General features: G+C 52.7%; 19 protein-coding genes. 14 read left to right on the top strand and 5 right to left on the bottom strand.

The features are described 5' to 3' along the window. Positions 1-107 precede the first annotated feature (107 nt). The 3 genes from fruB to fruA are packed head-to-tail and all read left to right on the top strand — an operon-like array spanning position 108 to position 3,881. Entirely contained in the window at positions 108-1,238 is a 1,131-nt protein-coding gene (gene fruB / locus J4645_RS09610) for a fused PTS fructose transporter subunit IIA/HPr protein (RefSeq protein WP_000487287.1), read from the top strand. Further along, the gene (gene fruK, locus J4645_RS09605) at positions 1,238-2,176 is read left to right on the top strand and encodes a 1-phosphofructokinase (RefSeq protein WP_000091249.1); all 939 of its coding nucleotides are present in this window, start codon (positions 1,238-1,240) and stop codon (positions 2,174-2,176) included. Before fruB ends, fruK begins: the two co-directional genes overlap by 1 nt. A gap of 16 nt (positions 2,177-2,192) precedes the next feature. After that, on the top strand, positions 2,193-3,881 hold the full coding sequence (gene fruA / locus J4645_RS09600) for a PTS fructose transporter subunit IIBC (protein WP_023215251.1): 1,689 nt from the start codon (positions 2,193-2,195) through the stop codon (positions 3,879-3,881). 64 nt (positions 3,882-3,945) lie between these two features. Here fruA and nfo read toward each other — a convergent pair whose 3' ends face one another. Beyond that, positions 3,946-4,803: a deoxyribonuclease IV gene (gene nfo / locus J4645_RS09595; RefSeq protein WP_000873912.1), complete on the bottom strand. Its 858-nt coding sequence runs from the start codon at positions 4,801-4,803 to the stop codon at positions 3,946-3,948. A gap of 78 nt (positions 4,804-4,881) precedes the next feature. Then, positions 4,882-5,931 (bottom strand): YeiH family protein, encoded by a 1,050-nt coding sequence (locus J4645_RS09590; RefSeq protein WP_000137966.1) that lies wholly within the window; start codon positions 5,929-5,931, stop codon positions 4,882-4,884. Between the two features lie 120 nt (positions 5,932-6,051). Between J4645_RS09590 and yieE the strand changes: the two genes are divergently transcribed. The 3 genes from yieE to cirA all read left to right on the top strand — a co-directional run bounded on the left by yieE (position 6,052) and on the right by cirA (position 10,910). Then, positions 6,052-6,915 (top strand): DNA-binding transcriptional regulator YeiE, encoded by an 864-nt coding sequence (gene yieE, locus J4645_RS09585; protein ID WP_000548316.1) that lies wholly within the window; start codon positions 6,052-6,054, stop codon positions 6,913-6,915. A 189-nt stretch (positions 6,916-7,104) separates the two neighbouring features. Further along, positions 7,105-8,574, top strand: a complete 1,470-nt coding sequence (lysP, locus tag J4645_RS09580) for a lysine-specific permease (protein ID WP_000534999.1) — start codon at positions 7,105-7,107, stop codon at positions 8,572-8,574. A gap of 344 nt (positions 8,575-8,918) precedes the next feature. Continuing rightward, on the top strand, positions 8,919-10,910 hold the full coding sequence (cirA, locus tag J4645_RS09575; protein WP_000488258.1) for a catecholate siderophore receptor CirA: 1,992 nt from the start codon (positions 8,919-8,921) through the stop codon (positions 10,908-10,910). Positions 10,911-10,953: 43 nt separating this feature from the next. Here the strand turns inward: cirA and J4645_RS09570 are convergent, their stop codons facing one another. Together J4645_RS09570 and serB are read right to left on the bottom strand one after the other, a co-directional pair. After that, positions 10,954-12,276, bottom strand: a complete 1,323-nt coding sequence (locus J4645_RS09570) for an MFS transporter (RefSeq protein WP_208208955.1) — start codon at positions 12,274-12,276, stop codon at positions 10,954-10,956. A gap of 32 nt (positions 12,277-12,308) precedes the next feature. Continuing rightward, positions 12,309-13,196 carry a phosphoserine phosphatase SerB gene (gene serB, locus J4645_RS09565; protein ID WP_023215250.1) on the bottom strand — a complete coding sequence of 296 codons (888 nt, stop codon included), beginning with the start codon at positions 13,194-13,196 and terminating at the stop codon, positions 12,309-12,311. A gap of 216 nt (positions 13,197-13,412) precedes the next feature. On the opposite strand from serB, the gene J4645_RS09560 reads away from it, so the two are divergent. Continuing rightward, positions 13,413-14,780, top strand: a complete 1,368-nt coding sequence (locus tag J4645_RS09560) for an L-serine ammonia-lyase (RefSeq protein ID WP_023212313.1) — start codon at positions 13,413-13,415, stop codon at positions 14,778-14,780. A 4-nt stretch (positions 14,781-14,784) separates the two neighbouring features. Continuing rightward, the gene (locus J4645_RS09555; RefSeq protein ID WP_000876817.1) at positions 14,785-15,174 is read left to right on the top strand and encodes a helix-turn-helix transcriptional regulator; all 390 of its coding nucleotides are present in this window, start codon (positions 14,785-14,787) and stop codon (positions 15,172-15,174) included. Here the strand turns inward: J4645_RS09555 and fghA are convergent. Beyond that, positions 15,163-16,020 (bottom strand): S-formylglutathione hydrolase, encoded by an 858-nt coding sequence (gene fghA / locus J4645_RS09550; RefSeq protein WP_000425497.1) that lies wholly within the window; start codon positions 16,018-16,020, stop codon positions 15,163-15,165. The two genes, J4645_RS09555 and fghA, sit on opposite strands and share 12 nt — an antisense overlap. Positions 16,021-16,349: 329 nt before the next feature. Here fghA and folE point away from each other — a divergent pair, with 329 nt between their 5' ends. The 6 genes from folE (at position 16,350) to mglC (ending at position 23,524) form a co-directional block, all read left to right on the top strand. Next, on the top strand, positions 16,350-17,018 hold the full coding sequence (gene folE / locus J4645_RS09545; RefSeq protein ID WP_001139611.1) for a GTP cyclohydrolase I FolE: 669 nt from the start codon (positions 16,350-16,352) through the stop codon (positions 17,016-17,018). 14 nt (positions 17,019-17,032) lie between these two features. Then, positions 17,033-18,175 carry a DUF418 domain-containing protein YeiB gene (gene yeiB / locus J4645_RS09540; RefSeq protein ID WP_023213877.1) on the top strand — a complete coding sequence of 381 codons (1,143 nt, stop codon included), beginning with the start codon at positions 17,033-17,035 and terminating at the stop codon, positions 18,173-18,175. Positions 18,176-18,324: 149 nt separating this feature from the next. After that, on the top strand, positions 18,325-19,347 hold the full coding sequence (galS, locus tag J4645_RS09535) for an HTH-type transcriptional regulator GalS (RefSeq protein WP_000628634.1): 1,023 nt from the start codon (positions 18,325-18,327) through the stop codon (positions 19,345-19,347). A 498-nt stretch (positions 19,348-19,845) separates the two neighbouring features. Continuing rightward, on the top strand, positions 19,846-20,844 hold the full coding sequence (mglB, locus tag J4645_RS09530) for a galactose/glucose ABC transporter substrate-binding protein MglB (RefSeq protein ID WP_001036937.1): 999 nt from the start codon (positions 19,846-19,848) through the stop codon (positions 20,842-20,844). 133 nt (positions 20,845-20,977) lie between these two features. Next, positions 20,978-22,498 (top strand): galactose/methyl galactoside ABC transporter ATP-binding protein MglA, encoded by a 1,521-nt coding sequence (gene mglA, locus J4645_RS09525; RefSeq protein ID WP_023215249.1) that lies wholly within the window; start codon positions 20,978-20,980, stop codon positions 22,496-22,498. 15 nt (positions 22,499-22,513) lie between these two features. Then, positions 22,514-23,524, top strand: coding sequence for a galactose/methyl galactoside ABC transporter permease MglC (gene mglC, locus J4645_RS09520; protein ID WP_001275101.1), 1,011 nt, complete (start codon positions 22,514-22,516; stop codon positions 23,522-23,524). Positions 23,525-23,530 lie beyond the last annotated feature (6 nt).

Raw genomic sequence — 23,530 nt, 5'->3', positions numbered from 1 at the left:
AGACTTCTTGAAACGTTTCAGCGCGATCTGGTTTTTTTGATAACTCAGATTGGCGCTTTTTTTCTCATAGTGGCTGAATCGTTTCAATTCAGCAGGAGAGGAGACACATGTTCCAGTTATCGGTTCAGGACATTCATCCGGGCGAGCAGGCCGGAAATAAAGAAGAGGCCATTCGGCAAATCGCCGCCGCGTTAGCGCAGGCGGGGAATGTGGCGGGCGGCTATGTTGACGGTATGCTGGCGCGCGAACAGCAAACCTCGACCTTTCTTGGCAATGGTATTGCGATTCCCCATGGCACAACAGACACGCGCGATCAGGTGCTGAAAACCGGCGTCCAGGTCTTTCAATTCCCGCAGGGCGTTACCTGGGGAGAAGGCCAGGTCGCCTATGTGGCGATTGGTATTGCCGCCAGTTCGGACGAACACCTCGGCCTGCTGCGTCAGTTGACGCATGTGCTGAGCGATGACTCCGTGGCTGAACAGCTGAAATCCGCGACAACGGCGGAAGAGCTGCGCGCATTGCTGATGGGCGAGAAGCAAAGTGAACAATTAAAACTTGATAACGAGACGATGACGCTGGATGTCATCGCCAGCTCGCTGGTCACATTGCAGGCGCTAAATGCGGCGCGTCTGAAAGAGGCGGGAGCGGTTGATGCAGCGTTCGTCGCAAAAACGATTAACGATAGTCCGATGAATCTGGGACAAGGCATCTGGCTGAACGACAGCGCGGAAGGCAATTTGCGCAGCGCTGTTGCGGTAAGCCGTGCGACCCAGGCGTTTGACGTAGAGGGTGAAAAAGCAGCCTTATTAGTCACTGTCGCGATGAACGACGAGCAGCCGATTGCCGTGTTAAAACGCCTCGGCGACCTGTTGCTGAACAATAAAGCCGATCGTCTGCTGAGCGCCGACGCCGCGACGCTGCTGGCGTTGCTGACCAGTGATGATGCGCTGACGGATGACGTACTGAGCGCGGAATTTGTAGTGCGTAATGAGCATGGTCTCCATGCCCGTCCGGGCACCATGCTGGTGAATACGATTAAACAATTTAACAGTGAAATTACCGTGACAAACCTTGATGGAACCGGCAAACCGGCAAACGGACGTAGTCTGATGAAAGTGGTGGCATTAGGCGTGAAGAAAGGCCATCGTCTGCGCTTTACCGCGCAGGGTGAAGATGCTGAACAGGCGCTGAAAGCGATTGGCGATGCGATCGCCGCCGGTCTCGGGGAGGGCGCATAATGAGCAGGCGTGTTGCCACCATTACCCTTAATCCGGCTTACGATCTGGTTGGGTTTTGCCCTGAAATCGAACGCGGCGAAGTGAACCTGGTGAAAACCACGGGTCTGCACGCGGCGGGCAAAGGCATTAACGTTGCCAAGGTGCTGAAAGACTTAGGCATCGACGTCACCGTCGGCGGTTTTCTCGGTAAAGATAACCAGGACGGTTTTCAGCAATTGTTCAGCGAACTGGGCATCGCTAACCGCTTTCAGGTGGTTCAGGGCCGGACCCGCATCAACGTGAAGCTGACGGAAAAAGATGGCGAAGTGACCGACTTCAACTTTTCCGGCTTTGACGTGACCCCCGCAGACTGGGAACGCTTTGTTAACGACTCCCTGAGCTGGCTGGGTCAGTTCGATATGGTCTGCGTCAGCGGTAGCTTACCGGCTGGCGTGAGTCCGGAAGCGTTCACCGACTGGATGACGCGTCTGCGCAGCCAGTGTCCATGCATTATCTTTGATAGTAGCCGTGAAGCGTTAGTCGCCGGTCTTAAAGCTGCGCCGTGGCTGGTGAAACCGAATCGCCGCGAACTGGAAATTTGGGCGGGTCGTAAGCTCCCGGAAATGAAAGATGTGATTGATGCGGCGCACGCGTTACGCGAACAGGGTATCGCCCATGTGGTGATTTCGCTGGGGGCGGAAGGCGCGCTGTGGGTTAACGCCTCAGGAGAATGGATCGCTAAACCACCGGCAGTTGACGTGGTAAGTACCGTCGGCGCAGGCGATTCCATGGTTGGCGGATTGATTTACGGCCTGCTGATGCGCGAGTCCAGCGAACATACGCTGCGTCTGGCGACGGCGGTTGCCGCGCTGGCGGTCAGCCAGAGCAATGTGGGTATTACCGATCGTCCTCAGTTGGCCGCAATGATGGCGCGTGTCGACTTACAACCGTTTAACTGACAGCAGGAGAGGCATAATGAAAACGCTGCTGATAATTGACGCTAATCTCGGCCAGGCTCGCGCTTACATGGCGAAAACCCTGCTTGGAGCGGCGGCGCATAAAGCAAATCTGGAAATTATCGACAATCCGAATGATGCTGAGCTGGCGATCGTGCTGGGCGAATCTCTGCCGAACGACAATGCTCTGAACGGCAAAAAGGTTTGGCTGGGGGATATTGGTCGCGCCGTCGCGCATCCGGAACTGTTTCTGAGTGAAGCCAAAAGCCATGCGACCCCTTACAGCGCTCCTGCTGCGGTTGCTCCTGCGGCGAGCGGCGGTCCGAAACGCGTGGTCGCGGTAACGGCCTGCCCGACCGGCGTCGCCCATACTTTTATGGCGGCTGAAGCCATTGAAACCGAAGCGAAAAAACGCGGCTGGTGGGTAAAAGTCGAAACGCGCGGCTCCGTGGGGGCCGGCAATGCCATCACCCCGGAAGAGGTGGCGGAAGCGGATTTAGTGATTGTGGCGGCGGATATCGAAGTGGATCTGGCGAAGTTTGCCGGTCTCCCGATGTACCGCACGTCGACCGGCCTGGCGCTGAAAAAGACGGCGCAGGAGCTGGATAAAGCCGTAGTGGAAGCGACGCCGTATCAACCGGCGGGTAAGGCATCGCAAGCGGCGACCGAAGGGAAGAAAGAGAGCGCTGGCGCATACCGGCATCTGTTGACGGGTGTTTCTTACATGCTGCCTATGGTGGTTGCCGGGGGACTGTGTATTGCGCTTTCCTTCGCTTTTGGTATTGAAGCCTTTAAGGTGCCGGACACGCTAGCGGCGGCGCTGATGCAGATTGGCGGCGGTTCGGCGTTTGCGCTGATGGTGCCGGTACTGGCGGGTTATATCGCTTTCTCCATCGCGGATCGCCCAGGCCTTACGCCAGGTCTGATTGGCGGTATGCTGGCGGTTAGTACCGGTTCCGGTTTTATCGGCGGGATCATTGCCGGCTTCCTTGCCGGGTATATGGCGAAGCTTATCAGTACCAAACTGAAACTTCCGCAAAGTATGGAAGCGCTGAAGCCAATCCTGATCATCCCGTTAATTTCCAGTCTGGTGGTGGGGCTGGCGATGATTTACCTGATCGGTAAACCGGTTGCCGGGATTCTGGAAGGGCTCACCCACTGGCTGCAAACGATGGGGACGGCAAATGCGGTGCTGCTGGGCGCGATTCTCGGCGGGATGATGTGTACCGACATGGGCGGCCCGGTGAACAAAGCGGCGTATGCGTTTGGCGTTGGTCTGCTGAGTACGCAAACTTACGCGCCGATGGCGGCGATCATGGCCGCAGGTATGGTACCGCCGTTAGCGCTGGGTCTGGCGACGATGGTGGCGCGTCGTAAATTCGACAAAGCGCAGCAGGAAGGCGGTAAAGCGGCGTTGGTGCTGGGGCTGTGCTTTATCACTGAAGGCGCTATTCCGTTTGCGGCGCGCGACCCGATGCGTGTACTGCCGTGCTGTATCGTTGGCGGCGCGTTGACCGGGGCCATTTCTATGGCGGTAGGCGCAAAATTGATGGCGCCGCATGGCGGTCTGTTTGTTCTGCTTATCCCAGGCGCAATTACGCCGGTATTGGGATATCTGCTGGCAATTGTGGCCGGTACGCTGGTGGCAGGGCTGGCTTATGCCGTCCTGAAACGTCCGGAGACGGAAGTCGCGGCAAAAGCGGCGTAAGAGAAACACGCTAAAAAAGGCAGAGCGCGCTCTGCCTTTTTTATTGCCTGAAGAACATTGAGCGTCAGGCCACCGCTTCGGCAATTTGCTGGGCTTTTAACCACGCAATCTCTTCCGCCCAGATATCAGGATTGATGGTCTCCAGTATCAGCGGAATACCGTCAAAACGCGCATCCTGCATAATCCAACGAAACGCATCGTGGCCGATATTGCCTTCACCCAGACTGTGATGGCGGTCAACGCGGCTACCGAAGGCGCTTTTGGCGTCGTTCAGGTGCATTCCGCGCAAATACTGAAATCCGACAATTTTCCCGAATCCGGCGAACGTTTTTTCGCACGCCTCTGGCGTACGCAGATCATATCCGGCGGCAAAGGCATGGCAGGTATCGATACAGACGCCAACGCGCGACTTATCTTCCACGCCGTCGATGATGGCGGCTAACTGTTCAAACTCAAACCCCAGATTACTGCCCTGACCGGCTGTATTTTCGATAACCGCCGTAACGCCCTCGGTCTGCGCGAGGGCAATATTGATGGATTCCGCGATCCGCGCCAGGCAATCCTCCTGTGCAATCTGCATCAAATGGCTACCGGGATGAAAATTAAGCAAGGTTAAGCCGAGTTGTTCACAGCGTTGCATTTCATCGAGAAAGGCATCACGTGATTTTTCCAGTGCTTCACTGACCGGATGGCCCAGATTAATCAGGTAACTATCGTGGGGAAGAATTTGCGCCGCCGAGAAATGATACTTTTCACAGGCGATTTTAAAGTCATCAATGACCTGGGGAGTAAGGGGGGCGGCACGCCACTGACGCTGGTTTTTTGTGAAAAGCGCAAAGGCCGTTGCGCCAATTTCAGCCGCGCGGGCAGGGGCGTTAGCCAGACCGCCAGCAGCGCTGACGTGCGCTCCGATGTATTTCATAAAAGACTCCTGTTAAACCCGCTAACGGTTCATTACGAACGCTATGATAACGGGTTAACAGGCGTGAAACGTAATAATTTATGCGATAAGGCTATGGATTAGGACGTTAATGGCGCCACCGCCAATAATCAGCCAGGCGAATAATGCCAGCGCCATCAGCAGCGGTTTCGCCCCCGCTTTTTTCAATGCGCTAACGTGAGTGGTCAGACCCAACGCCGCCATCGCCATCGCCAGCAGTACCGTGTCCAGCGTCACCAGCATATCCACCACGGCTTTCGGCAGCAGGTGGAAAGAGTTGAAGATCGCCACTACGATGAAGAAAATAGCAAACCACGGAATGGTAATTTTGCTTTTTTCCGCGCCGGTCGCCGGGGAAAGCTGTTTAACGCGTGCTGCCAGAATGATCAGGAACGGCGCCAGCATCATGACACGCAGCATCTTAGCGATAACTGCCGCATTTTCCGCATCCGGGCTAACGGCATGACCCGCTGCGACCACTTGCGCGACTTCATGCATGGTTGAGCCGATATAGATGCCGTAAGTTTCCGGGCTGAACCAGTGCGCCAGCAGCGGATACATTGCCGGGTAAAGGAAAATAGCGATGGTGCCGAAAATAACGACAGTCGCGACGGCTACAGTAACCTTACTGGCTTCCGCTTTTACCACCGGTTCTGTCGCCAGTACCGCTGCCGCGCCGCAGATACTGCTACCGGCGCCAATCAGCCAGCTGGTATGCCTGTCCAGACCAAAGACTTTTTGGCCTAAGAAGCAGGCCAGCATGAACGTGCTGGAAAGCGTTAATACGTCAATCACAATACCGCTAATGCCCACATCGGCGATTTGTGAAAAGGTAAGGCGGAAGCCGTAAAGGATAATCCCTAAACGCAGCAGATGTTGTTTTGCAAACAGCACGCCGCCGTCGCATTGTTTCCATATTTGTGGATAGACGGTATTCCCGATAACCATACCCAGCAGGATAGCCAGGGTCAGGGCGCTGAACCCCGCGCCTGCAACGGCAGGGATAGCGCCGCCCCACAGGGCGACTCCTGTAATGACGGCGCTCAGAGCGAGCCCCGGTATAAAATGCCACATTGTACGACGATGATTCTGCAAGGTGAGTTCTGTCATAACCTTCTCCTGTATATGGACAATAAGGTTACGGTGATCTGGTTTAAAAATAAAATTGATTATATATTTATAATTAATCTTTATAAGTGGTAAGTGAAACGCTATCGGTGGGATACGACTATGCATATTACGCTACGACAACTTGAAGTGTTTGCTGAAGTACTGAAAAGCGGTTCAACAACCCAGGCGTCGGTCATGCTGTCATTATCGCAGTCCGCCGTTAGCGCCGCGCTCACCGATCTGGAAGGTCAGCTCGGCGTACAGTTGTTTGATCGGGTGGGGAAACGGTTGGTGGTCAACGAACATGGGCGCTTATTATATCCGCGCGCGCTGGCATTGCTGGAGCAAGCGGTAGAAATTGAGCAGCTATTTCGTGAAGATAACGGCGCGATACGGGTTTATGCCAGTAGCACCATCGGCAATTACATTTTACCCGCCATGATTGCCCGCTATCGCCAGCATTATCCGGCCTTGCCGCTGGAACTCAGCGTGGGAAACAGCCAGGACGTGATTAACGCGGTGCTGGATTTTCGGGTTGATATCGGCCTGATTGAAGGACCATGTCACAGTACAGAGATTATCTCTGAGCCGTGGCTGGAAGATGAGCTGGTGGTCTTTGCCGCGCCGTCCTCGCCGCTGACGCAGGGGCCGGTGACGCTGGAACAGCTTGCGGCATCCCCATGGATTTTACGCGAGCGCGGTTCCGGTACGCGGGAAATTGTCGATTATTTGCTGTTGTCGCATTTGCCGCGCTTTCATATGGCGATGGAGTTGGGGAATTCAGAAGCGATCAAACATGCGGTGCGTCACGGACTGGGGATAAGCTGTTTATCGCGCCGGGTGATTGCTGAACAACTCCAGGCGGGAACCCTGGGCGAAGTCGCGGTGCCGTTACCGCGCCTGGTGCGCACGTTGTGGCGTGTTCATCATCGGCAGAAACATCTTTCTAACGCGTTGCAGCGTTTTTTGAGTTACTGTGAATAAAGGTGAAGAGGAGGGCTGCCCGGGCGGCATCGCCATTTTTAGTATCCGCTTACGTATACGTTATTCTCTGCTTTACTTATAATCCGTGGCCGGTCATGAAGGTCTCTTATAACCGCGCATTTGTGTCGGAAGGATAGTATTTCGTCTGTTACAATCGCGCCTCATTTTTTGGATGGATAGCATTTTCACATGGGTTCCAAAACTAAAACCACAGAAGCGCCCGCGCTACGTCGCGAATTAAAGGCGCGTCACCTGACGATGATTGCCATTGGCGGCTCCATCGGGACAGGTCTTTTCGTTGCATCTGGTGCGACAATTTCTCAGGCGGGGCCAGGCGGCGCGCTGTTTTCTTATATTCTGATTGGTTTGATGGTCTACTTCCTGATGACCAGTCTTGGCGAGCTGGCGGCCTATATGCCGGTATCTGGCTCGTTTGCGACATATGGTCAGAACTATGTGGAAGAAGGCTTTGGTTTCGCGCTGGGCTGGAACTACTGGTACAACTGGGCGGTGACTATCGCTGTTGACCTGGTTGCCGCACAATTGGTGATGGGCTGGTGGTTCCCGGATACGCCGGGCTGGATCTGGAGCGCGCTATTCCTCTGCGTCATTTTCTTGCTGAACTACATTTCCGTACGCGGTTTTGGCGAGGCGGAGTACTGGTTCTCGTTAATTAAAGTCGCGACCGTTATTATCTTCATCATCGTTGGCGTAGCGATGATTATCGGCATCTTTAAAGGTGTCGAGCCGGTCGGCTGGAGCAACTGGACGACGGGCGATGCGCCTTTTGCTGGCGGTTTTGCGGCAATGATTGGCGTCGCGATGATCGTGGGCTTCTCTTTCCAGGGAACTGAGCTGATTGGTATTGCCGCCGGGGAATCTGAAAACCCGGAGAAGAATATTCCGCGCGCGGTGCGTCAGGTGTTCTGGCGTATTCTGCTGTTTTATGTTTTCGCGATTTTGATTATCAGCCTGATCATTCCTTATACCGATCCAAACCTGCTGCGTAACGACGTCAAAGACATTAGCGTCAGTCCGTTTACCTTAGTGTTCCAGCATGCGGGCTTGTTGTCTGCGGCGGCGATAATGAATGCGGTTATCCTGACGGCGGTACTGTCTGCGGGCAACTCCGGAATGTATGCCTCGACCCGTATGCTCTACACCCTGGCCTGTGACGGTAAGGCCCCGCGTATTTTTGCGAAATTGTCCCGCGGCGGCGTACCGCGCAATGCGCTTTATGCCACCACCGTGATTGCCGGTCTTTGCTTTTTGACCTCAATGTTCGGCAACCAGACGGTCTATCTGTGGCTGTTGAACACCTCCGGTATGACGGGCTTCATCGCCTGGCTGGGGATTGCCATTAGCCATTATCGTTTCCGTCGCGGTTACGTGATACAAGGGTATGATGTGAATGATTTGCCGTACCGTTCCGGGTTCTTCCCGCTGGGGCCGATTTTCGCCTTTGTACTGTGCCTGATTATTACGTTGGGGCAGAACTATGAAGCGTTCCTGAAAGATACCATCGACTGGGGCGGCGTCGCGGCGACCTATATCGGTATTCCGCTGTTCCTGCTTATCTGGTTCGGCTACAAGCTGATAAAAGGCACGCATTTCGTGCGCTATAGCGAAATGCACTTCCCGGAACGCGTTAAAAAGTAACGCGGTATTCTCGTCATGGCCGGATAAGGCTTTATACCGCTATCCGGCACTGACTGCCTGAACCTGACTCTTCTAACCCTCTCATTCGAGAGGGTTTTTTGTTTTTTCTTCATGATTGGTTCAAATGACATAATTATTAACAATTAAATTGATAATTATTATCGTTTGCTTTATCGTTACGCTCGAAATCAGAAAGGATGAAGATTCGGGCGCGACCGTCACTCATGAGCCCGACTCGCCTGCATAAAAAGAGTTCGCCGTGATAACTGTTATCGCAGGCGAAACGTAATGCGTTGTGAGCGATAACCGATTTTTTTGTCGTATTTACCTCATGGAGAAATGGAATGTTTAGGTTTAACCCTTTCGTTCGGGTAGGGCTTTGTATGTCCGCAGTTACGTTGGCCTGGCCGGTTGCCGCGGCAACGGATGATGGTGAAACCATGGTCGTTACCGCGTCCGCTATCGAACAAAATCTGAAAGATGCGCCAGCAAGTATCAGCGTCATTACCCAGCAAGATTTACAGCGCAGGCCCGTGCAAAACCTGAAAGATGTCCTGAAAGAGGTGCCGGGCGTACAGCTCACTAACGAAGGGGATAACCGTAAAGGCGTGAGTATTCGTGGTCTGGACAGCAGTTATACGCTGATCCTGATCGACGGTAAGCGCGTTAACTCCCGTAACGCGGTCTTCCGCCATAATGATTTTGATCTGAACTGGATACCGGTTGACGCTATCGAACGCATTGAAGTGGTGCGTGGCCCCATGTCCTCGCTGTATGGCTCCGATGCGCTGGGCGGCGTGGTCAACATTATTACCAAAAAAATTGGTCAGAAATGGCACGGTAGCGTCACGGTTGACTCCACTATTCAGGAACATCGCGACCGTGGCGATACCTATAACGGCCAGTTCTTTACCAGCGGTCCGCTGATCGACGGCGTGCTGGGAATGAAAGCCTACGGTAGCCTGGCGAAACGCGGAAAAGACGAGCAGCAGAGTTCCGCCACCACCGCTACGGGTGAAACGCCGCGCATTGAAGGATTTACCAGCCGGGATGGAAACGTCGAGTTTGCCTGGACACCAAACGAAAATCATGACGTTACCGCAGGCTACGGTTTTGATCGCCAGGACCGGGACTCCGACTCGCTGGATAAAAACCGTCTGGAACGGCAAAACTACGCGTTGAGCCATAACGGACGTTGGGATCTCGGTAACAGCGAGCTCAAGTTCTACGGCGAAAAAGTGGAAAACAAAAACCCCGGCAACAGTAGCCCTATCACGTCAGAAAGCAATTCGATTGACGGGAAATACGTTCTGCCGTTAGCGTCTGTCAACCAGTTCCTCACCTTCGGCGGCGAATGGCGTCACGATAAACTGAGCGATGCGGTCAACCTGACCGGCGGTTCCAGTACTAAAACCTCCGCCAGCCAGTATGCTCTGTTCCTTGAAGATGAGTGGCGCATCTTCGAACCGCTGGCGCTGACCACCGGTATTCGTATGGATGACCATGAAACCTATGGCGATCACTGGAGCCCGCGTGCTTATCTGGTCTATAACGCAACGGATACCCTGACGGTGAAAGGTGGGTGGGCCACGGCCTTTAAAGCGCCGTCGCTATTGCAATTAAGTCCGGACTGGGCGACCAACTCCTGCCGTGGAGGATGCCGCATTATCGGTAGCCCGGATCTGAAACCTGAAACCAGTGAAAGCTGGGAGCTCGGCCTTTATTACCGTGGCGAAGAAGGCATACTGGAGGGCGTGGAAGCGAGCGTTACCACGTTCCGTAACGATGTGGACAATCGCATCAGCATTAGCCGTACCGCTGACGTTAACGCCGCGCCCGGCTATTCCAACTTTGTCGGTTTCGAAACCAATAGTCGGGGACAGCGCGTTCCGGTCTTCCGTTATTACAACGTGAATAAAGCGCGTATTCAGGGTGTGGAAACCGAGTTGAAAGTTCCGTTTAACGAGGCGTGGAAACTGTCGTTGAATTACACCTATAACGACGGACGCGACGTCAGTAATGGCGGGAACAAGCCGCTTTCCGATCTGCCGTTCCACACCGCGAACGGTACGCTGGACTGGAAACCGGCGCAGCTCGAAGACTGGTCATTCTACGTATCAGGGAATTATACCGGGCGTAAGCGGGCCGACAGCGCAACGGCGAAAACGCCGGGTGGGTACGTGGTCTGGGATACCGGCGCGGCATGGCAGGCGACGAAAAATGTTAAACTGCGTGCGGGCGTTCTGAACGTGGGCGATAAAGATCTCAAACGCGACGACTACGGTTACACCGAAGACGGACGTCGTTACTTTATGGCGGTGGATTACCGTTTCTGACAGAGACTGGCGACAGCCGCGTTTTGCCGCTGTCGCCAGAATGTTATAACCGATGCAGCCTGGAGAGCAGCGCCAGCGACAAAGTCGTTAGCAGAATGGCGATTAACGCATAGATATAAACGCCCGACCACGCCCAGCTATTTTTCACCATAATTACCGGCACACCGGCCATTGCCGCGCCGACATAGCTGAACAATCCCCGAAAGCCGGTAATCGATCCCGCCGCATCCTTATGGGTCACAGCCAGACAGCCGACGGCAAAAAGCATATGCGGTCCGTATAAGGCGAAGCCCATGATGGTGAACAGAATCGCGGTGAGGGTGTAAGAGGTATCCTGAACCAGCGGCACCAGCACGATGCATATGCACAGCGCTAACGCGAAGATTAACCCGGTCATCCAGCGGTTACTTTTGAACATAAAGTCAGACAAGTAGCCTGCCAGCAACCCACCTGCCAGTCCGCCCGCCTCAAACCAGGAAATAATCGAGTTCGCTTTTATCAGGCTCCAGCCGTGAACCTGCGAATAGTAAATCTGCGGCCAGTCGTTAAGGATGGTGCGCGCAATATAAACCGACATATCGCCGATAATAATGATCCATACCAGTGGATTGGTCAGGATATATTTCACAAAAATCTGCCAGAAGCTCAGGTTGACCGGGCTGGCCTTGACCTGGGCCAGTTCCGTCGGGTCGTTACGCCACTGCCCCACGTTGGGCAAACCTAACGTACCGGGACGATCTTTAATGGTAAATAGCGCCACTATCCCCATCAGCAGCGAAATGGCGCCGGGAACATAAAACCCCATTTTCCAGCTACCGCTAAAGGCGATAGCAAAACTGGTCAGCAGCGGCGCGAGGCTGCCGCCGATATTGTGCGCCGCTTCAACGATAGCCCACCAGCGTCCCCGTTCGTTTTTCGAAAACCACGAGGCCATAATTTTCGCCATCGGCGGAAAGCTGGTGCCCTGTAATATCGCGTTGAGGCTGTACAGTACGTAGAATGCCGCCACGCTATCGGAAAAGCCGAACAGAATATTTACAATCCCCACGCCAATCAGCACCGGGCCGGTCATGGCTTTCGGGTTAATTTTATCGACCAGCATCCCGCCGACAAACTTCATCGCGCCATAAAGAATGTAAAAAATAGAAGACATAATGGCGAAGTCTTCTGCGGTCAGCGACGTTTGCGTCAGCATGGCCGGCATCGCGGCGGAGAAGTTTTTACGGGTAAGATAAAAGACGGCATAAGAGATAAAGACCGAGGCGATAATCTCAAAACGAAATTTTTTATAGGTCTGGTCTATCTCTTTTTTCTCTTTTACAATCGGCTTATCGGGCTGGCTGAAAATAAATGTTTTTATACTCATTTTAAAATTCCCTTCCGGCGAGGTGAGTCGCGTTATAATTCATCTTCAATAAGAAAAAGAAGCAATTCGAAACCGTGATAATTAATCTGATGGTGGATTTTTTCCCGTACAACCGGCTTCGCTTTCCAGGCAATACCGGTGCCAGCATGTTCTAACATCGGCAGATCGTTGGCGCCATCGCCGCAGGCAATAATATTCTCCGTGGCAATATTTAACCGGGCAGCCAGGTCAACCAGCGTCTGTTTTTTGTTTGCGGCGTTCATAATCGGCAAGGTAATGTTATCCGTCAGAACGTTATCGCGTATTTCAACCGTATTCGAAAAGGCATAATCCAGTTGATACCGTTCTTTTAGACGCTGGGTGAATATATCCAGTCCCCCGGAGATAATCGCGGTTTTAAATCCTTTGGCCTTGATGACTGGCAGAATAGTTAACAGGCCTGGCGAAAGGGTCATGCGATCGCATACGGCGTTCAGCACTGCTTTCGGTGTGCCTTTCAACATTCCGATACGTCGGGTAAAACTGGCGTTAAAATCAAGCTTGCCCTCCATCGCCTGTTGGGTAATGGCGGTGATTTGCGTCGACATGCCAAGCTCGCGGGCAATTTCATCCACGCCTTCTTCCGCAATAAATGTCGAGTCCATATCAAAAGCGATAATACCGTTAGCAGGCAGTGGCTGCGGCTTAATAAAAAATTCAAACTGCCATTGTAATGAGAGTTCGCGTAAATAGCGATAAAATTCAGGCGTCAGACATTCCGTTGGCAGCGTAAGCTTTAAATAAGCGGTATTGATAAGCGCGGCATAACGTTTATCAAATAATAGCGGAAATGGCATGGTGACGGCATCAAATAACGTTTCCTGTAATTTTTTCTGAAACGTATCGATATCCTGTGTAGTAATAAAATAAATAATGCTCATATGATAACTCCCTTAATTTAAGGGTATTATAATGGCTCTTTTGCGGCGTGGAATCTCGTGCTATCACAGATATCACAGCCAGAAAAGGGCTAAAAAAGCGTTGTTTTTGATACCAGGTAAAGTTCAGACACAAAAGGTATCACTTTTGATATGCCAACTATGCGAGGATGTTATTTATTACTGAACGCGAATGACACTGAAAGGATTGATATAACGATGGAGAGTTGCCTTGATATATTCAAAATAGTAATAGGTCCATCCAGCTCACGTACCGTAGGGCCGATGCGCGCCGCCTGTCACTTTATTTCATTGCTCAGAGAACAAGAGACGTTGCCGCTAATTCGGGAAATAGAAATCGAGCTGTATGGCGCGTTATCGTTAAGCCGCAAGTGCCACAATGTGGATACCGCCCTTTATCTTGGGCTGCTGGGCTACCAGCCGGAGAATGTCGATCTCCGTTCGCATATGGCGGTGATTAAGCGTGCGGAAAATGAAAACAAAATCGAGCTCCCGCTCTCTGACGCGGGCGGAATCACGATAAAAGTCAAGATTATCGCCAATCACCAGGCGCATCCAGGTCATCCTTATGCCATGACGTTTCGCGCCAGAGATGATTATTTCACGGTGTATGAAGAGACCTGGTTTTCGACCGGCGCCGGGCAGGTCCGCAAACATGGCGAGCCGCTGACGCCATCGCTTCCTTTGCGTACAGTGTCGCCCTTTGAATTTAGTCATGCCGCGCAGTTGCTGGCGCTGTGTCGGCGTAACGGCCTGTCCGTGGCGGCGCTGATGATGAAAAATGAGCTGTGCCGCCACTCGCCACAAACGTTGCAGAATTATCTGGCGCAAATATGGAACGTGATGCAGCAGGCGGTTTATCGCGGCCTGCATACTGAGGGGGTATTACCCGGTCCCTATCAGGTACCGCGGCGCGCCTGTGCGTTACATAAGACGTTACAGGCTAACCGTTCCGCCAGCGATTTTTTAACCGCGCTGAACTGGGTCAATGCCTTCGCGATTGCGGTAAGCGAAGAAAATGCCAGCGGCGGACAGATTGTTACCGCGCCAACCAATGGCGCGTGCGGCATCATTCCGGCAGCGCTCTGCTGGTATGATAAATTTGTCACGCCGCTGGAGCCCGGTGCTCTGACCCGTTTCTTCCTGACCGCCGCCGCTATCGCGATGTTGTTTAAACAAAACGCCTCTATTCTGGGATCTGAAGTTGGCTGTCAGGGGGAAATCGGCGTGGCATGCTCAATGGCGGCGGCGGGCCTGGCTGAACTGATGGGCGCATCCGTGGAGCAAACGCTGAGCGCCGCTGAAATTGCCATGGAACATCATCTGGGATTGACCTGCGATCCGCTGGGCGGACAGGTACAAATTCCCTGCATAGAGAGAAATGCCATCTCTGCCGTGAAAGCGATAAACGCGGCGACGATGGCGATGAGTCGCGTAAGCGAACCCTGTATTTCGCTCGATGAGATCATTGCTGCGATGTACGAGACCGGTAAAGATATGAGCGCTAAATACCGTGAAACGTATCATGGTTCGCTGGGGAAAATTCAGCCGCGCAAGAGAGGGTAACAGCGTGAAATACAATACGATGAATAACGACGAGATTATCCTGTCGTTGTGCGCTCGCTTAAAGGAGACGCGTCTGTCTCTTTCGATGACCCAGCAGCAGCTTGCCGATCGCGCGCACGTTGGCATCGCCACCATCAAGCGTATCGAGAAGGGGGGAGGGCTCAATCTTGATACGTTAATTTCTCTCCTGCGGGCGCTGGATAAGTTGCATAATCTTGATGCGGTGCTGTTTGAATCCGAGCTGCGTAATTTTCACGAAAGTTATGAAGGCGGAGAGGGGAGCGGCCGCCTTCAGGTACGCCAGCAGGCCGCGGATTTAAATAATAAATCTTCCGCGCCGCAGTCGGAGGAGGTGAATTACAGCGCGGCGCTGGAAAATTCATTATGTTGGTGACGTCTCACGCTCGCCCCGTAAATACCGGGCATGAAAGCGCAGATGGTCCTCGATGAAGGACGCAATAAAATAATAGCTATGATCGTAACCGGGCTGGATTCGTAGCGTCATCGGCCAGGCGGTTTGCCGCGCGGCTTCCGCCAGTACGGCTGGCTGAAGTTGATCGGCGAGGAATTGATCGCTGTCGCCCTGATCGATGAGCACAGGAATGGCGTCCTGCGGCTGGCTGGCCAGCATTAATTCGCAGCTATCCCACTCACTCCAGGCTGATTCATCTTCGCCGAGATAAGCGGTAAGCGCTTTGATTCCCCACGGCACGCGGCTGGGGTTGACGATAGGCGCAAAAGCAGAGACGCTGGTGTATTTACCCGGATTTTTCAGCGCCATGATTAACGCGCCGTGGCCGCCCATCGAGTGCCCGCTGATGGCGCAACGGTCGCTGACGTTAAACTGTGTCTGGATGAGCGCCGGAAGCTCATCGCGCAGGTAATCGTACATGCGATAATGGCTGGCCCAGGGCGGCTGTGTGGCATTGAGATAAAACCCGGCGCCGTGGCCTAAATCGTATCCGCTATCGTTGGCGACCTGTTCACCGCGTGGACTGGTATCCGGCATCACCAATACAATGCCCAGTTCTGCTGCGATACGCTGCGCGCCTGCTTTGGTGGTAAAGTTCTCATCATTGCAGGTCAACCCGGACAACCAGTACAGTACCGGAGGCGGTTCATTATCCTGAGTCGGCGGAAGAAAAATGCTGAATGTCATGGCGCAGTTTAGCGTGGCGGCATGATGACGCCAGCGCTGCTGCCAGCCGCCAAAACATCGGTGCTCTTCGAGCATTTCCATGCGGGGGCTCCTTTTATAGTGAACCTGATAAGGTATGCAGATTCTTCATAATACAGATTATTCACCGCGTTGTGAGTAACTTTCACTTCCGTAATACATAAACATGCTTCATCATTTAAATAACGTTGCGTTAACAAATATGACCTTTGTCCTGCCAGCATTCTCGCACCGGAAAAGATGTCATGAAAGGCAGCGACAATTTCAACAATTATGGGCGTGAATACTGGATTATGTGCGCTACCTCACGCACAATAATCACACTGTCACAATATTGACAAACTTTGCCCCATGCAGGGCAGAGGCGCCACACCTGCAGGAGAACACGATTAATGCCATCACTCAGTAAAGAAGCGGCCCTGGTTCATGACGCGCTGGTTGCCCGGGGGCTGGAAACGCCGCTGCGCCCGCCTATGGATGAACTGGATAATGAAACGCGAAAAAGCCTTATCGCAGGGCATATGACTGAGATTATGCAGTTGCTGAATCTAGATTTGAGCGATGACAGTCTGATGGAAACGCCGCATCGTATCGCTAAGATGTACGTTGACGAGATTTTCGCCGGCCTCGACTACGCCAATTTCCCGAAAATTACCCTCATTGAAAATAAAATGAAGGTGGATGAAATGGTCACCGTCCGCGATATCACGCTGACCAGCACCTGTGAACATCACTTCGTGACCATTGATGGCAAAGCGACTGTCGCGTATATCCCCAAAGATTCCGTGATCGGCCTGTCGAAAATTAACCGTATCGTGCAATTCTTCGCCCAGCGTCCGCAGGTTCAGGAACGTTTGACCCAACAAATTCTGACGGCGCTGCAAACCTTGCTCGGCACCAATAATGTAGCGGTATCGATTGATGCGGTGCATTACTGCGTGAAAGCGCGCGGTATTCGTGACGCAACCAGCGCCACGACGACGACATCGCTGGGCGGATTGTTTAAGTCCAGCCAGAATACGCGCCAGGAGTTTCTGCGTGCCGTTCGCCATCATCCATGATTAAGGCGGAGACGATGGAGCGTAATGTCACGCTGGATTTTGTACGTGGCGTCGCCATCCTCGGTATCCTGCTTCTTAACATTAGCGCCTTTGGATTGCCTAAGGCGGCTTATCTCAATCCCGCCTGGTACGGCGCGATCGTTCCCGAAGACGCCTGGTCCTGGGCGATTCTCGATATTGTGGCGCAGGCTAAGTTTCTTACGCTGTTCGCGTTGTTGTTTGGCGCGGGGCTACAAATGCTGCTTCCGCGTGGTAAACAGTGGATTCAGTCGCGCTTAACGCTATTGGTACTGTTAGGTTTTATCCATGCGTTATTCTTTTGGGACGGCGACATTCTGCTGGCCTACGGTCTGGTCGGGTTAATTTGCTGGCGACTGGTACGCGACGCGCCTTCGGTAAAAAGCCTGTTCAATACCGGCATACTCCTTTATCTGGTCGGGATTGGCGTGCTACTGCTGCTGGGCGTAGCATCGAGTAGCGAAACCAGCCGCGCCTGGACGCCGGATGCGTCGGCAATATTGTATGAAAAATACTGGAAGCTGAACGGCGGCATGGAGGCTATCAGCAACCGGGCAGAGATGCTGTCGAATAGTTTACTGGCGCTCGGCGCGCAGTATGGCTGGCAACTGGCGGGTATGATGCTGCTGGGCGCCGCGCTAATGCGTAGCGGCTGGCTGAAAGGTCAGTACAGTCTGCGGCACTATCGCCGTACCGGGATTCTGCTGGTGGCGTTAGGGCTAATGATCAACCTGCCTGCGGTCATCTTACAATGGCGGCTGGACTGGGCGTACCGCTGGTGCGCCTTCTTATTGCAGGCGCCGCGCGAACTGAGCGCGCCGTTGCAAACGCTGGGCTATGCCGCGCTGATGTTTGGCTTCTGGCCGCAGCTTAGCCGATGCAGACTGACGCTTGCCATTGCCTGCGTAGGGCGAATGGCGCTGACCAATTATCTGCTGCAGACGATCATCTGTACCACACTGTTTTATCAGTTTGGCTTATTTATGAAATTCAATCGACTGGAACTCTTGTTCTTTGTCGTTCCGGTATGGGCAATAAACCTTCTCTTTTCCGTCATCTGGCTACGTTTCTGGCGACAGGGACCGGTCGAGTGGTTATGGCGTCAACTCACGTTGCGCGCGTCAGGATCGTTCAGATAACGATCTGGATCACATTCATTAACAAAATGGCTGTAACCGTTTCCATCCCTGTGATGTTTCTCACGCAGCCCTGGGCAGGGTGCTGACAAAATAGCCGCCTGCTAACGGGGCATTTGTGAGCATTTTTGAACTCAAACAGGGCAGTGAATATGATCACCATTCGTGATGTAGCGCGCCAGGCTGGCGTGTCTGTAGCGACCGTTTCCCGCGTACTGAATAACAGCGCGTTGGTCAGTCCCGACACCCGTGACGCCGTTATGCAGGCCGTCACCCTGCTGGGATATCGGCCAAATGCGAATGCGCAAGCGCTGGCCACCCAGGTGAGCGATACCATCGGCGTCGTGGTCATGGATGTTTCCGATGCCTTTTTCGGCGCTCTGGTGAAAGCCGTAGATCTGGTCGCGCAGCAGCACCAGAAATATGTTCTCATTGGCAACAGTTATCATGAGGCGGAAAAAGAACGTCATGCGATTGAGGTCTTGATCCGTCAGCGTTGTAACGCATTGATTGTTCACTCAAAAGCCTTAACCGATCGCGAGCTGAGCGACTTTATGGATCAGATCCCTGGTATGGTGCTGATTAACCGTATCGTGCCGGGTTATGCGCACCGTTGTGTCTGTCTCGACAATGTGAGCGGCGCCAGAATGGCGACCCGAATGTTGCTGAATAATGGACATCAACGCATCGGCTACCTGGCCTCCAGCCACCGTATTGAAGATGACGCGATGCGCAGAGAAGGGTGGTTACACGCGCTGCAAGAGCAGGGGGTTGCTGCGTCGGAGAGCTGGATTGGCACCGGCACGCCGGATATGCAGGGCGGCGAGTCGGCAATGGTTGAGTTGCTGGGACGCAATCTGCAACTGACGGCGGTATTTGCCTATAACGATAATATGGCGGCGGGCGCGCTGACGGCGTTAAAAGATAACGGCATCGCCATTCCCTTGCATCTGTCTGTCATCGGTTTCGATGATATCCCTATTGCTCGTTATACCGATCCTCAGTTGACTACCGTGCGCTATCCTATTGCTTCTATGGCGAAAATCGCGACCGAGCTGGCGTTACAGGGGGCCGCAGGCACCCTGGATATCACGGCGACGCACTGCTTCATGCCGACGTTGGTACGGCGCCATTCGGTGGCGTGGCGACAGAATGCGGTACTGATCACTAACTGATTACGCACCGCATGTAACCGTTTTCAATCTGTGAGTAAATTCACAGTTTATTAACATTGTGATAGCTATGATGACAACGTTTGTCGCACTGTAACTAATGTGTAACAGTTAGTTGTCAGTTTTGCTGGGGTATTTCGCTTATAAAAACCGTTATCACAATATCCCGCGACTACCGGACAAAAATAAAGAGTTGAATAAGAGCCTATCCCATTAGGGCTATTTTACTTGCCATTTTGGACCTGGGCAGTGCTCGCCAAAACGCGTTAGCGTTTTGAACGCCGCTAGCGGCGGCCCGAAGGGCGAGCGTAGCGAGTCAAACCTCACGTACTACGTGTACGCTCCGGTTTTTGCGCGCTGTCCGTGTCCAAACTGGCTGCGCCAATAACGCCTGGTGGGATAGGCTCTAAATACGCTTCGGCGTTCAGTAACACGCGTTAACGTGCTGAACAGCCGGGCATTTTTTTACGCTATACCCTACATAATAAAACCGGAGCTACCATGAATAAGAAGGTACTGACCCTTTCTGCCGTGATGGCAAGTCTGTTATTCGGCGCGCACGCGCACGCGGCTGATACTCGTATTGGCGTGACGATTTATAAATATGACGATAACTTTATGTCCGTGGTGCGTAAGGCTATTGAAAAAGATGGCAAATCCGCGCCGGATGTTCAGCTACTGATGAATGACTCGCAAAACGATCAGTCCAAACAGAATGATCAAATTGACGTTTTATTGGCGAAAGGGGTTAAAGCTCTGGCGATTAACCTGGTCGACCCGGCAGCCGCCGGTACGGTGATTGAGAAAGCTCGCGGGCAAAATGTGCCGGTGGTGTTCTTTAACAAAGAGCCTTCCCGCAAAGCGCTGGACAGCTATGACAAGGCGTATTATGTCGGGACTGACTCTAAAGAATCCGGTGTGATTCAGGGCGACTTGATTGCCAAACACTGGCAGGCGAATCAGGGTTGGGATCTGAATAAAGACGGTAAAATTCAGTATGTTCTGCTGAAAGGCGAGCCGGGGCACCCGGATGCGGAAGCCCGTACGACGTATGTGGTGAAAGAGTTAAATGCTAAAGGTATTCAGACCGAGCAACTGGCGTTAGACACCGCCATGTGGGATACCGCGCAGGCAAAAGATAAGATGGATGCCTGGCTGTCTGGCCCGAACGCTAACAAGATTGAAGTGGTTATCGCGAATAACGATGCGATGGCGATGGGCGCGGTAGAGGCGCTGAAAGCGCATAATAAATCGTCGATTCCGGTCTTTGGCGTCGATGCGTTACCGGAAGCTTTGGCGCTGGTGAAATCGGGCGCGATGGCCGGTACGGTACTGAATGACGCCAACAATCAGGCGAAAGCGACATTCGATCTGGCGAAAAACCTCGCCGAAGGCAAGGGCGCGGCTGACGGCACCAACTGGAAGATTGAGAACAAAATCGTGCGCGTGCCTTATGTCGGCGTGGACAAAGACAATCTGAGCGAATTTACCCAAAAATAACTTTTCCGTCTGTGGGCGCAATTTTGTTGCGCCCTGAAACCGTGGAAGGGTGACGCGTCGCAGACCGGATAACGTATTTCTTTTGCCATCCGGCGCGGATAGTCATAATTAAAAAGGCCGACAGGGTATCATTATGGGCAGCACGATTTCTCCGTCGTCGGGTGAATATTTGTTGGAAATGCGTGGCATTAACAAATCATTTCCCGGCGTGAAAGCGCTTGATAATGTCAACTTAAACGTTCGTCCGCACTCTATTCATGCATTAATGGGCGAAAACGGCGCAGGCAAATCAACGTTATTAAAATGTCTTTTCGGTATTTATCAAAAAGACTCCGGCAGCATTATATTTCAGGGAAAGGAAGTGGACTTCCATTCGGCGAAAGAAGCGCTGGAGAATGGGATTTCGATGGTACACCAGGAGTTAAATCTGGTATTGCAACGTTCGGTCATGGATAACATGTGGCTGGGGCGTTATCCCACCAAAGGTATGTTTGTCGACCAGGATAAAATGTACCAGGATACCAAAGCGATATTTGATGAGCTGGATATCGATATTGACCCGCGCGCGCGCGTGGGAACGTTATCCGTTTCGCAAATGCAGATGATCGAAATTGCGAAGGCGTTTTCCTATAATGCTAAGATCGTTATTATGGATGAACCGACCTCATCGTTAACTGAGAAAGAGGTTAATCATCTGTTCACCATTATTCGCAAGCTGAAAGAACGCGGCTGCGGAATTGTTTATATCTCGCATAAAATGGAAGAAATTTTTCAATTGTGCGATGAAATTACTATCTTGCGCGACGGTCAGTGGATTGCCACCCAGCCGCTGGAAGGGCTGGATATGGATAAGATCATTGCGATGATGGTCGGGCGTTCCCTGAACCAGCGCTTCCCGGATAAAGAAAATAAGCCGGGCGACGTGATTCTGGAGGTCCGTCACCTGACCTCGCTGCGCCAGCCTTCCATTCGTGATGTCTCCTTTGATTTGCACAAGGGCGAAATTCTGGGCATTGCCGGTCTGGTTGGGGCAAAGCGTACCGATATCGTCGAAACGCTGTTTGGCATTCGTGAGAAGTCGTCCGGGACAATCACTTTACATGGCAAGAAAATTAATAATCACACTGCGAACGAAGCGATTAACCACGGTTTTGCGCTGGTGACGGAAGAGCGTCGTTCCACCGGAATTTATGCCTATCTGGATATCGGGTTTAACTCATTAATTTCGAATATCCGTAATTATAAAAATAAAGTGGGGTTACTGGATAATTCCCGGATGAAAAGCGACACCCAATGGGTCATTGATTCCATGCGGGTAAAAACGCCGGGGCATCGCACGCAAATTGGTTCACTTTCCGGCGGCAATCAGCAAAAGGTGATCATTGGTCGCTGGCTATTAACGCAGCCGGAAATATTAATGCTGGACGAACCGACCCGCGGCATTGATGTCGGCGCAAAGTTTGAAATTTATCAGCTTATTGCGGAACTGGCGAAAAAAGGCAAGGGGATCATCATTATCTCTTCTGAAATGCCGGAGCTGTTAGGGATTACCGATCGTATCCTGGTGATGAGTAACGGTCTCGTTTCCGGCATTGTCGATACTAAAACAACAACGCAAAATGAAATTTTGCGTCTTGCTTCTTTGCACCTTTAAGATCAGGGGCTCCTTATGAGTGCGTTAAACAAGAAAAGCTTTTTGACCTGGCTGAAAGAAGGCGGAATTTACGTCGTTCTTTTAGTGTTGCTGGCGATTATTATTTTCCAGGACCCGACTTTTTTAAGTTTGCTGAATTTAAGTAATATTCTGACGCAATCTTCGGTACGTATTATTATCGCGCTGGGCGTGGCGGGACTCATCGTCACCCAGGGGACAGACCTGTCGGCGGGGCGTCAGGTAGGGCTGGCGGCGGTTGTGGCGGCAACATTACTGCAATCAATGGAAAACGCCAACAAAGTGTTTCCGGAAATGGCGACCATGCCGATTGCGCTGGTCATCCTGATTGTCTGCGCGATTGGCGCGGTGATTGGCCTGGTGAACGGTATCATCATTGCTTACCTGAACGTGACGCCGTTTATTACCACGCTTGGCACGATGATTATCGTTTATGGAATCAACTCCCTTTACTATGATTTTGTCGGCGCTTCGCCCATTTCCGGCTTTGACAGCGGCTTTTCCACCTTTGCACAGGGCTTTGTGGCGATGGGCAGTTTCCGGCTCTCATACATCACCTTTTACGCCCTGATTGCGGTAGCGTTTGTCTGGGTGCTGTGGAATAAGACCCGCTTTGGTAAAAACATTTTTGCTATTGGCGGCAACCCGGAAGCGGCGAAAGTTTCTGGCGTAAACGTGGCGCTGAACCTGCTGATGATTTATGCGCTCTCCGGCGTGTTTTATGCCTTCGGCGGCTTACTGGAAGCAGGGCGTATTGGTTCTGCCACCAACAACCTCGGCTTTATGTATGAACTGGATGCGATTGCCGCGTGCGTGGTCGGGGGCGTATCGTTTAGCGGCGGAGTGGGGACGGTCTTCGGCGTGGTGACCGGCGTCATTATCTTTACCGTCATCAACTACGGCCTGACCTATATCGGGGTAAACCCGTACTGGCAGTACATTATCAAAGGCGGCATTATCATTTTCGCCGTGGCGCTGGACTCGCTGAAATACGCGCGTAAGAAGTAGTTCTCC

Origin of the sequence: Salmonella sp. 32082101201600294FB01SM01 (assembly GCF_017572865.1) — a bacterium.
GTDB classification, from domain to species: Bacteria; Pseudomonadota; Gammaproteobacteria; order Enterobacterales; family Enterobacteriaceae; genus Salmonella; species Salmonella enterica.
Note: the sequence above shows the minus strand (reverse complement) of the source record. Positions and strands in the feature narration are given on the sequence as shown.